The 1,003-nt window shown below is 31.3% G+C and carries 1 protein-coding gene; it reads left to right on the forward strand.

Annotated features, from left to right (window positions below; genetic code table 11):
• Nucleotides 1-980, forward strand: a 980-nt coding sequence (locus tag JBL43_RS20135) for a hypothetical protein (protein WP_233098841.1), incomplete at its 5' end; no start/stop codon positions are given.
• Between the last annotated feature and the right edge of the window lie 23 nt (nucleotides 981-1,003).

Consider the following 1,003-nt stretch of genomic DNA (forward strand, 5'->3'; position numbering starts at 1 on the left):
TATTTCTATTTCTATTAATTACGATAATCAGTTGTAAGGAAAAAAACGCAAAATCATCAACTAATGAATCAATTCCTAAAGAAACAACTAACGAAAAAATTTACAATGGAACAGGAAACGTAACCCAAGGATTAGCGGAAACACAAATTAAAAGTCTTATTTCTTGTAATCAAGGAGGTAGCAGAATTTCAGGAGTTGGAGAAATAAAAGATGATTTAGGAAATAGTTGGACAGTTCCCGGAATTAATCATTTCAACGAAACGACCAAAGCTTCTGATTTATATAATGAATGTAACTCTATAACACCAAATAATCTTTCAGAAATAGATATGAATTCCGTTCCTGTCTTTGAGATAGATTCGGACGGAGAAATCATTACAGGCTATCTTTTTGCGGATAATTATTTTGAACTTTACATTAACGGAAAATTAATAGCAGTTGACCCAGTACCTTTTACACCATTTAATTCAAACATTGTAAAATTCAAAGTAAAAAAACCTTATACAATTGCAGTAAAACTAATAGATTGGGAAGAACATTTAGGTTTAGGTTCAGAAAATAATAGAGGAAAAGATTTTCATCCTGGAGATGGAGGTTTTATAGCCAGCTTTAGTGATGGGACTATTACAAATAGCAAATGGAAAGCACAAACTTTTTATACTGCACCTATTAGTGATTTAAGTTGTTTAAGTGAAATTGGAGAAAAAAGAATCTCTTCAAATTGCAGTACAGATGGAGTTGATAATGGAACAGCATTTTACGGTATTCATTGGAAAATTCCAGAAAATAGTTTTGACGTTACTTTCAATGACAGCCAATGGCCAAATGCGACCACATATACTGAAGATGAAATAGGAGTAAATAATAAAAAAGCATATATGAACTTCATAGAAAAATTTAGTGGAAAAGGTGCTGAATTTATTTGGTCTACTAATGTCGTTTTGGATAATGAAGTCATTGTTCGTTACAAAGTGGAATAAAAACTACAGCTAACAAAGAACTG

The sequence above is a fragment of the Aureibaculum flavum genome (assembly GCF_016406085.1).
GTDB classification, from domain to species: domain Bacteria; phylum Bacteroidota; class Bacteroidia; order Flavobacteriales; family Flavobacteriaceae; genus Aureibaculum; species Aureibaculum flavum.